This is a genomic window from Rhodanobacter sp. MP7CTX1, assembly GCF_014205795.1.
Classification (GTDB): Bacteria; Pseudomonadota; Gammaproteobacteria; order Xanthomonadales; family Rhodanobacteraceae; genus Rhodanobacter.
Genome location: NZ_JACHCN010000013.1, coordinates 122,866 through 131,824 on the forward strand (window position 1 = coordinate 122,866; position 8,959 = coordinate 131,824).

Here is an 8,959-nt window from a genome sequence, read left to right on the forward strand (position 1 = left end):
CACTGAAACATAACGCAGTTCGGGCCGACTCACCGATGGCATGCATCGTGCTGCACCGCAATAGGGATCATTGCGGGGAGCGCGACATGAAATGGATCACGGCCATCATCAAACCGTTCACGCTGGACGACGTGCGCGAGGCGTTGAGCGAGATTGGTGTTCAGGGGATGACGGTGACCGAAGTGAAGGGCTTCGGTCGACAGCATGGACATACCGAGTTGTATCGCGGAGCCGAGTACGTCGTCGATTTCCTGCCCAAGCTGAAGATCGAGGTGGCCGTAGCCGACGATCGTCTGGAACACGCGATCGAGGCGATCAGCACCTCGGCGCGCACCGGCAAGATCGGCGACGGCAAGATCTTTGTCGGGGAGCTCGAACAGGCCATCCGCATTCGTACGCAAGAGATCGACGCCGATGCGCTCTAAACGAACGACGTTCCTGATCCTCTGCGGCCTGGCGATCTGCGCCGGCCTCGCCTTGCCATTGTCCGCCTTCGCGCAGGCCGCCCCTACCCCCGCACTGAACAGCGGTGACACCGCCTGGATGATCGTCGCCAGCATGCTGGTATTGATGATGACGATCCCTGGCGCCGCGCTGTTCTACGGCGGCATGGTGCGCGCCAAGAACCTGCTGTCGGTGATGATGCAGTGCTTCGCGATCACCGCCCTGGTGACCGTGCTGTGGATGCTTTACGGCTACTCGCTTGCCTTCAGCACGGCGGGCATGCGCGTCGGCGTAGTGAACTGGCATTCAATCGTCGGCGGCCTGGACCGGGTCCTGCTGGCGGGACTGACGCCAGCCTCGCAGTACCAGACGGTGCCGGAAAGTGTGTTCGTGATGTTCCAGCTGACCTTCGCGATCATCACGCCCGCCTTGATCATCGGCGCGTTTGCCGAACGCATGAAGTTCAGCGCGATGCTGTGGTTCAGCGGACTATGGCTCACCTTCGTCTATCTGCCGATGGCGCACATGGTCTGGAGCGGACCCGGTTCGCTGCTCGGCGATCTGGGCGTGATCGATTTTGCCGGCGGCACGGTGGTGCACATCAATGCCGGCATTGCCGGACTGGTTGCATGTCTGGTGATCGGCAAGCGCATCGGTTATCCGCATACGCCGATGGCGCCGCACAATCTTGGCTACACCGTGATTGGCGCCAGCCTGTTGTGGCTGGGCTGGTTCGGCTTCAACGCCGGTTCGGCGGTAGCCGCCAACGGCAGCGCGGGCATGGCGATGTTGGTGACACAGATAGCTACTGCCGCGGCTGCGATCGGCTGGGTGACGGTCGAGTGGATCACCCATAAGCGCGCCAGCGTTCTCGGCATCGCCTCAGGTGCGATCGCCGGGCTGGTGGCCGTCACGCCAGCGGCAGGCACGGCCGGCCCCGGCGGTGCGCTGATACTGGGCCTGATTGCCGGCGCCGTGTGCTTCTTCAGCGCGACCAAACTCAAACGCCGCTTCGGCTACGACGATTCGCTGGACGTGTTCGGCGTGCATGCGATTGCCGGCATCATTGGTGCGCTGCTCACTGGGCCGCTGGCGTCGCCGAAACTGGGCGGCTTCGGCACGGTGACCTCACTGTTCGGCCAGTTGTGGATTCAGGCCAAAGGCGTGGGCTTTACCATCGTGTGGAGCGCCGTGCTGAGTCTGGTGATCCTGAAGCTGCTTGATCGCACGCTGGGACTGCGAGTGGATGCCGAGCAGGAGCAGATCGGCCTGGATCTCGCCGAGCACGAGGAGCGGGCTTACAACTTGTCCTAGGTGGAGGGCCGTTGCCATTCAGCAGAAGGCGTCTGCGGTCAGATAAGCTGCGCATGTTTTGTCAGCGACCGACTTCATGGACAGTATTCAAGCCCGCCGCAACACCCGCCTCGCCTGGGCCCGCAGCACGCTCGGCGATCCCGACCTGACGCTGGCACCTGCCTCGGCGGATGCCAGTTTTCGCAGTTACTGGCGCACCCAGTACCCGCAGAGCCAGAGCGAACGCCAGAGCTGGATCGTCATGGACTCTCCGCCAGCGCAGGAAGATCCGCGACCGTGGCTGGAGATCGGCGATCGCCTTTCCGCCGCGGGGCTGCATGTGCCAGCAGTACGTGCGCATGATTTGCAACAAGGTTTTCTGCTGATCGAGGACCTCGGCTCCCAGCTGTATCTGCCCGCGTTGAACGAAGGCACGGTCGACGCCTTGTACGGCGATGCGATGGACGCACTGCTGCGTATGCAAACGAGCGTGGACGTCATCGGCATGCAGCCGTACGACCGGGAATTCCTGCGTCGCGAAATGGAGATCATGTCGGAATGGCTGCTTGGCAAGCATCTCGGTCACACGCTGAATGGCGATGATGCGAATGTGCTGGACGCTGCATTCGAGGTTTTGCTGGACAGTGCGCTGGAACAGCCCCGCTGCTTCGTGCATCGCGATTACCACAGCCGCAACCTGCTGGTCGTTGAACCTGATGACTCCGGCACAAAGCTTCCCGGACTCTTGAGCCCCGGCATAATTGACTTCCAGGGCGCACTGCGCGGCCCGATCACCTACGACCTGGCCTCGTTGCTGCGTGACTGTTACATCGTGTGGGATCGCGAGCGCGTGGAGGGCTGGGTCGACGATTATCGAATGCGTCTGCAGGACGCGAAGTCGATTGATACGACGGTCGATCGCGAACGATTCCTGCGCTGGTTCGACCTGATCGGGCTGCAACGGCATATCAAGGTACTCGGCCTGTTCTGCCGCCTTGGTTATCGCGACGGCAAGCTCGGCTACCTCGATGATCTACCGCGCGTGTATGACTACGTAATCAGCGTAGCAAGCGGGTATCCCGAGCTGATGGGACTAGTTACGTTGCTCAAACGCTGCGTCGGCGATCGCGATCTACGCATTGCGGTGACTGCATGAAACATGCGTTGATCTTCGCCGCCGGGCTCGGCGAGCGGATGCGCCCACTCACCGGCCACACGCCGAAGCCGCTGCTGCAAATTGGCGGCAAGCCGTTGATCGTCTGGCATCTGGAAAAACTGGCTGCAGCCGGCGTGCACTATGTGGTGATCAATACCTCGCATCTGGCCGAACAATTCCCCGACACGCTCGGCGACGGTTCGCGCTGGGGCCTACGCATCCGCTATGCGTACGAAGGCCCAACGCCGCTGGAAACCGGTGGCGGCATGTTGAATGCTTTGCCATTCCTGGGCCATGAACCGTTTATCGCAGTGAACGGCGATATCTGGACCGATGCCGATTTTGCGGCGTTACCTGCCGCGCCGATCGGCCTCGCGCATCTGTTAATGGTCGACAATCCGCCGCAGCATCCGCGCGGCGATTTCGTGCTGGATGCACACGATATCGTGCATGACGAAGGCACAGCGCGACTGACTTTCAGCGGCATCGGCGTCTATCGCCATGACGTGCTGCGGAACTGGCGAGCGGTGATCGGCGACGCCATCGGCGTCGAAGCAAAACCACCGCGCTTCAGGCTCGTCCCACTGCTGCGTGCGGCCATGGAAACAGGCGCAGTCAGTGGTAACCACCATCACGGCGCATGGACCGACGTAGGCACCCCCGAGCGGCTGGCAGAGCTGGAAACCACATTGTCCCGGTAGGGCGCATCTCCGGATCGAGTCCAGGCAGGCTCCGTGCACGAACGTCGACGTCGCTGCCTCCTCGCTTTGCTCCCTGCTCGCAGGGGGAGGTTGGGAGGGAGTGGCTTTTGATCTTGCGGCGAAGTGCGACCCCACCCCAGCCCTCCCCTGCGAGCAGGGGAGGGAGCACGGCAAAAAAAAAAACGGCCCGGTGGAGACCGGGCCGTTCTTGTCAGCAAACTCAGCGCGCTTACGGCCGCCGGGCCAGCTCGGGGTTTTCCCTGCTCACCGGCATCAGATCCTTCTTCGATACACCCAGCCACAGCAGGATCGGGCTGGCGACGAAGATCGACGACAGCGTGCCGACCACGATGCCGATCAGCATGGTGACAGCGAAGCCGTGCACCGCCGTGCCACCGAAGAAGAACAACGCGCCCATGGCGATGCCGGTGAACAGCGACGTGATGATGGTTCGTGAAAGGGTGTTGTTGATCGAGCGGTTGAGGATCTCTTCCGGCTCGGCCTTGCGTGCCGAGCGGAACAATTCGCGGATACGATCGAACACCACCACTTTGTCGTTGATCGAGTAACCGATCACCGCCAGCACCGAAGCCAGCACCGTCAAGTCGAACTCGCGCTGCACCAGCGCCAGGATGCCCAGCGTCACCAGCACGTCGTGCACTTCGGTCGCCAGCGCAGCGATCGCGAACCTGCGCTCGAAACGAATCCAAAGATAGAAGCCGATTCCGAGTATCACCAGCAGCGCCGCATAAATACCATCAGTACGCAATTCCGTACCCACTTCGGCGCTGACGAAGTCGCGACTCTTCAGCTTTGCATCCGCGCGCGGGACCTGAAGCATCTTGGTCACGTCGGTGGCGATACGGTCAAGATTGACCTTACCGTCGGCCTGCGTGGCGCCCGGATCGTCCTTTGCCTGGAAGCGAATCGACACTTCACGGGTACCACCGAGGCTCTGCACGATGGCGTTCTCGACACCACCCTTCACCAGCGCCACACGTACATCAGAGATCTGCACGGGCTGGTCGTAATCGACAACCAGCGAAACGCCGCCGGTGAAATCCAGCCCGTAGTTGAGTCCCTTGGCCGCGATCAGCACGACCGACGCAATCATCAGGAACGCGGCGATCGCAATGCTGTACTTGCGCATGCCCAGGAACGGGATATTGCTGTTGTGATTGAAGATTTCCATGAGTTCTTGTTCCTCTTCAGACCGACAACGTCTTGAGCTTGCGGTGGCCGTGGATCAGTGCAGTGAACGCGTGCGTCAGCGTCACCGAGGTGAACAGCGAGGTCAGGATGCCGATCATCAGCGTCACGCCGAAACCCTTGATCGCGCCGGTGCCCATCGTGGTCAGCGCCAGCGCGGCGATCAGGTGGGTGACGTTCGCGTCGAGAATGGTCGACCACGCTTTCTCGTAACCCGCGCGAATCGCGGCGTGCGGCGTGGAACCGTTGCGCAGCTCTTCACGCACACGTTCGCAGATCAGCACGTTCGCATCGATCGCCATGCCCAGTGTCAGCACGATACCGGCGACACCTGGCATGGTCAGGGTGACGCCGATCAACGACATCACCGCCACCAGAATCACCAGGTTGAAGAACAGCGCGATGTCGGCGACCAGGCCGAACAGCTTGTAGTAGATCGCCGCCGCCAGCAGCACCAGTGCCAGGCCCAGCATGACCGCCTTGAAGCCCTTGTCGATGTTGTCCTGACCTAGGCTGGCACCGATCACGCGCTCTTCGACAATGTCGACCGGCGCCGCCAGCGCACCACCCTTGAGCAGCAGGGCAAGATCAGAAGCTTCTTTCGGACTGCCCAGACCACTGGTCTCGAACTGTCGGCTGAAAGCACCCTGGATGGTCGCGTCATTGATCACTGTCTCGGTGATCTTGGGCGTACGCACTTCCTTGCCGTCGACCATCTGGGTATCGACCACGCGCTCCACATACACCACTGCCATCGGCTTGCCGATGTTGTCGTTGGTGAAGTCGCCCATCTTCTTGGCGCCAGCCGCATTCAACGTGACATTGACGTTCGGTGTACCGCTGCGCGTATCGGTGCCGGAGGAAGCGTCGGTGAGCTCGTTGCCGGTGACGATGATTCGCTTGCTGACCAAAACCGGCGCGTGCGTGCCGCGCATGTAGTAGAGGTTGGCATTCGGCGGGATGTTTCCGGTTCGTGCCGCGTCTTGTGCCGCCGGATCGTTGGGGTAGCCGATGCCCGCACGGTATTGCAACGTGGCGGTGGCACCGATAAGTTTCTTGGCCTCGGCCGGATCCTGCACACCCGCCAGCTCGACCACAATGCGGTTGTCGCCCTGTTGCTGGATCAGCGGCTCGGATACGCCCAGCGCGTTGATGCGATTACGCAAGGTCTCCAGATTCTGCGTGATCGTGCCCGAGGACAGCGTGCGCAGCTTTTCCGGTTTGATCACGGCATTCAGCACGAAACGATCGCTCGTGTTCGGGCCGTTCGACACATTGAGATCGGTGAACTCGTTGGCGATCGCATCCGAAGACTTGGCGCGGTCGTCAGCCGAATGCAGGATCACCGCGACACCCGTGCCATGCACGACGTTGCGGGCAACCGATTCGTAGTGAATGTTCTTGTCGCGCAGCAAGCCGCGGATGTCGTCGGCGTAGCTGTCTTCCTGCTTGTCGAGCACATCGTCCTGGTCGACCTGCATCAGGAAGTGCACGCCGCCCTGCAAGTCCAGACCCAGCGGCATCGAACGCGCACCAACAGCGCGCAACCAGGCCGGCACCGAGGATTGCAGCTTGAACGCGACCGTATAGCCGTCGCCCAGTGCCGTCCGTATCGCGTCGGCGCCACTTTTCTGCACGTCCGTATTGGCGAACGTCGCCAGTAACTGGTCGCCCTGCACAATCACTTCACCGGTCGCGATGCTCTGCTTGGCCAGCGCAGCCGTCACTTTCTGCTGAATGGACGGGTCGATCGGCGGAGCATCGCGATTGGCAGTGACCTGTACGGCCGGCGACGGGATAAACGCATTCGGCAACGCGTAGACGATGCCGAACAGCATCACCAGCGCGACCAGCGCGTACTTCCAGCGGGGAAAATCACTCATGCCTTGAATCCATCAAAGCCGCGGCACCAGGCCACGGCGGTAGTGACAATCGGGGGGTGTCGCGTGAGGCAGCCCCAAACCGCGAGGCGCCATCTTCTGTTCGCTTGCTCAGACGGACTTCAGGGAACCCTTGGGCAGCACCTGGGAAACGGCGCCCTTCTGCACCTTGACCGTCACGTTGGTCGCGATTTCGACCGAGATGAAGGTCTCGCCCACTTCGTCCACGCGTCCGGCGATGCCGCCATTGGTGACCACCTCATCGCCCTTGGACAAGCTGGAGATCAGCGCACGATGCTCCTTCTGTCGCTTCATCTGCGGGCGGATCATCATGAAATACATCAGGGCGAACAGCAGGATCAACGGCCCGAAGGTCCACAATGGATTGCCTGCGGCAGGTGCCGGTGCAGCCTGGGCGATCACGAACGGGATCGGAAAACTCATCAGTTTGTCTCGCAAGTTATGGCGGCAGCGGGGATTTCAGCTGAACGCCCGATAAAAGATCGTCGATTATGCCACGCCCCCTCAGGCCGTGCACGACGGCAGCGGGCCTGCCGTCAGATCACTACTGCGGGCAGCCGATGCCCGTTGCAGGACCAGCCCCGCCAAGCCGCGTGAGCCCAAGGGCCTGTCCTGGCCGTGATCACGAAGTGTGGGCGCGGGCCCGCCTAGCCTTAGCCGACAGTGGTGCCCTGCCTCTGCGCGTAAAACCCGGCGATGAACGCATCCAATGTCTGGCCGGCAATTGCCTCGCGCAGGCCGGCCATCAGCCGCTGGTAGTAGCGCAGGTTGTGGATGGTGGCCAGCTGGCTGCCGAGGATCTCATTGCACCGGTCCAGATGCCGCAGGTAGGCCCGCGAAAAACCACTCGCGCAGGCGTAGCAGTCGCAGCCCTCCTCGATCACCCGCGTATCGGTGGCAAACTTCGCGTTGCGGATGCGCAACGTGCCCTCGGCCGTGAACAGGAAGCCGTTGCGCGCATTGCGGGTCGGCATCACGCAGTCGAACATGTCGATGCCGCGGCGCACCGCCTCGACGATGTCCTCCGGCCGGCCCACGCCCATCAGATAGCGGGGTTTGTCGACGGGCAGCAGCGGCACCGTGAAATCCAGCGCGTGATTGCGCTCCGCTTCCGGCTCCCCCACCGCGAGACCGCCGACCGCGTAGCCGTCGAAACCGATGTTTACCAGTCCCGCCGCGGAGCGCTGGCGCAGATTTTCGTACACGCTGCCCTGCACGATGCCAAACAGCGCATTCGGATTCTTCAGATCATCGAAACTGCGACGCGAACGCTCGGCCCAACGCAGGCTCAGCTCCATCGAGTCGCTGGCCACCTTCTCGGTAGCCGGATACGGCGTGCACTCGTCGAAGATCATCGCGACGTCCGAGTCCAGCACCTTCTGTATCCGCATCGACTCCTCTGGCGACAGGAACACCTTGGAGCCGTCGACCGGCGAGGCAAACGTCACACCCTCCTCGGTGATCTTGCGCTTGTGCGCCAGCGAGAAGACCTGGAAACCGCCCGAGTCGGTAAGGATGGGTTTATCCCAACCGATGAACTTGTGCAGGCCGCCGAACTTCTCGACGATCTCCAGCCCCGGCCGCAGAAACAGATGAAACGTGTTGCCCAGGATGATCTCGGCACCGACTTCGCGAATATCACGCGGCGTCATCGCCTTGACCGAGCCATAAGTACCCACCGGCATGAAGGCCGGCGTCTCCACCGTGCCGCGGGCAAACGTGAGGCGACCGCGGCGCGCGGCGCCATCGGTGGCGAGGAGGTCGAATTGGAGGGAAGTCATCAGGACATTATCGCGTGTTTCGGCGATATCTTCTGCGGGGGAATGTTGTCAGTAGTTCGTTTGCCCCCATGGGACTACCCCCTGAGCGGTCTTTGTAGGAGTGACTTCAGTCACGATGCTCTGGCTTGAGGAGCCCCACATGGGCGGTTGGGCAAAGCTCTTGATCTTCGGGCGAAGAGCAACCCCTCCCCAACCCTCCCCTGCAAGCAGGGGAGGGAGCACATCTGCCGTGCATGGAGTTTGCACGGCTTCGGCTTCGGCTTCGGCTTCGGCTTCGGCTTCGGCTTCGGCTTCGGCTTCGGCTTCGGCTTCGGCTTGGGCTTTGCCCCTGCTCCGGCCCTGCTTTTGATCCAGCTTCTACAAACAGTGCGCGCAGGAAGCGCGCCGCTCTACCCGGGGCCCCTGTGCGGCGGTGAGGCGGGGTCGACAGGCCCGCAGGGGGATCGACATGGATGTCGATCCCTTTTCGTCAGG

General features: G+C 62.0%; 9 protein-coding genes. 5 read left to right on the forward strand and 4 right to left on the reverse strand.

The features are described 5' to 3' along the window. Positions 1–86: 86 nt before the first annotated feature. The 4 genes from glnK to murU all read left to right on the forward strand — a co-directional run bounded on the left by glnK (position 87) and on the right by murU (position 3,594). The gene (gene glnK / locus HDE77_RS15560) at positions 87–425 is read left to right on the forward strand and encodes a P-II family nitrogen regulator (RefSeq protein ID WP_184418752.1); all 339 of its coding nucleotides are present in this window, start codon (positions 87–89) and stop codon (positions 423–425) included. Then, complete coding sequence (locus HDE77_RS15565) at positions 415–1,758, forward strand: ammonium transporter (protein ID WP_184418754.1); 1,344 nt, start codon at positions 415–417, stop codon at positions 1,756–1,758. The genes glnK and HDE77_RS15565 overlap by 11 nt, the downstream gene beginning before the upstream one ends. Positions 1,759–1,834: 76 nt before the next feature. Beyond that, complete coding sequence (locus HDE77_RS15570; RefSeq protein ID WP_184418756.1) at positions 1,835–2,893, forward strand: phosphotransferase; 1,059 nt, start codon at positions 1,835–1,837, stop codon at positions 2,891–2,893. Continuing rightward, a complete protein-coding gene (gene murU / locus HDE77_RS15575) occupies positions 2,890–3,594 on the forward strand; it encodes an N-acetylmuramate alpha-1-phosphate uridylyltransferase MurU (protein WP_184418758.1) in 705 nt (234 codons plus the stop codon). Before HDE77_RS15570 ends, murU begins: the two co-directional genes overlap by 4 nt. A 229-nt stretch (positions 3,595–3,823) precedes the next feature. Here murU and secF read toward each other — a convergent pair whose 3' ends face one another. The 4 genes from secF to tgt form a co-directional block, all read right to left on the reverse strand. Further along, positions 3,824–4,786, reverse strand: a complete 963-nt coding sequence (gene secF / locus HDE77_RS15580) for a protein translocase subunit SecF (protein WP_184418760.1) — start codon at positions 4,784–4,786, stop codon at positions 3,824–3,826. 16 nt (positions 4,787–4,802) lie between these two features. Continuing rightward, entirely contained in the window at positions 4,803–6,686 is a 1,884-nt protein-coding gene (secD, locus tag HDE77_RS15585) for a protein translocase subunit SecD (RefSeq protein ID WP_184418762.1), read from the reverse strand. Between the two features lie 108 nt (positions 6,687–6,794). Further along, a complete protein-coding gene (gene yajC, locus HDE77_RS15590; RefSeq protein ID WP_184418765.1) occupies positions 6,795–7,127 on the reverse strand; it encodes a preprotein translocase subunit YajC in 333 nt (110 codons plus the stop codon). A 230-nt stretch (positions 7,128–7,357) separates the two neighbouring features. Next, the gene (gene tgt / locus HDE77_RS15595; protein WP_184418767.1) at positions 7,358–8,485 is read right to left on the reverse strand and encodes a tRNA guanosine(34) transglycosylase Tgt; all 1,128 of its coding nucleotides are present in this window, start codon (positions 8,483–8,485) and stop codon (positions 7,358–7,360) included. A 240-nt stretch (positions 8,486–8,725) separates the two neighbouring features. Here tgt and HDE77_RS20330 point away from each other — a divergent pair. Then, the coding region (locus HDE77_RS20330) for a hypothetical protein (RefSeq protein ID WP_221444310.1) at positions 8,726–8,959 on the forward strand (234 nt) is incomplete at its 3' end.

Excerpts from the sequence above, each read along its gene's own strand:
- secD (WP_184418762.1), bottom strand. The coding sequence starts at position 6,686 with ATGAGTGATTTTCCCCGCTGGAAGTACGCGCTGGTCGCGCTGGTGATG.
- secF (WP_184418760.1), bottom strand. The coding sequence starts at position 4,786 with ATGGAAATCTTCAATCACAACAGCAATATCCCGTTCCTGGGCATGCGC.
- tgt (WP_184418767.1), bottom strand. The coding sequence starts at position 8,485 with ATGACTTCCCTCCAATTCGACCTCCTCGCCACCGATGGCGCCGCGCGC.
- glnK (WP_184418752.1), top strand. The coding sequence starts at position 87 with ATGAAATGGATCACGGCCATCATCAAACCGTTCACGCTGGACGACGTG.
- yajC (WP_184418765.1), bottom strand. The coding sequence starts at position 7,127 with ATGAGTTTTCCGATCCCGTTCGTGATCGCCCAGGCTGCACCGGCACCT.
- HDE77_RS15570 (WP_184418756.1), top strand. The coding sequence starts at position 1,835 with ATGGACAGTATTCAAGCCCGCCGCAACACCCGCCTCGCCTGGGCCCGC.
- murU (WP_184418758.1), top strand. The coding sequence starts at position 2,890 with ATGAAACATGCGTTGATCTTCGCCGCCGGGCTCGGCGAGCGGATGCGC.
- HDE77_RS15565 (WP_184418754.1), top strand. The coding sequence starts at position 415 with ATGCGCTCTAAACGAACGACGTTCCTGATCCTCTGCGGCCTGGCGATC.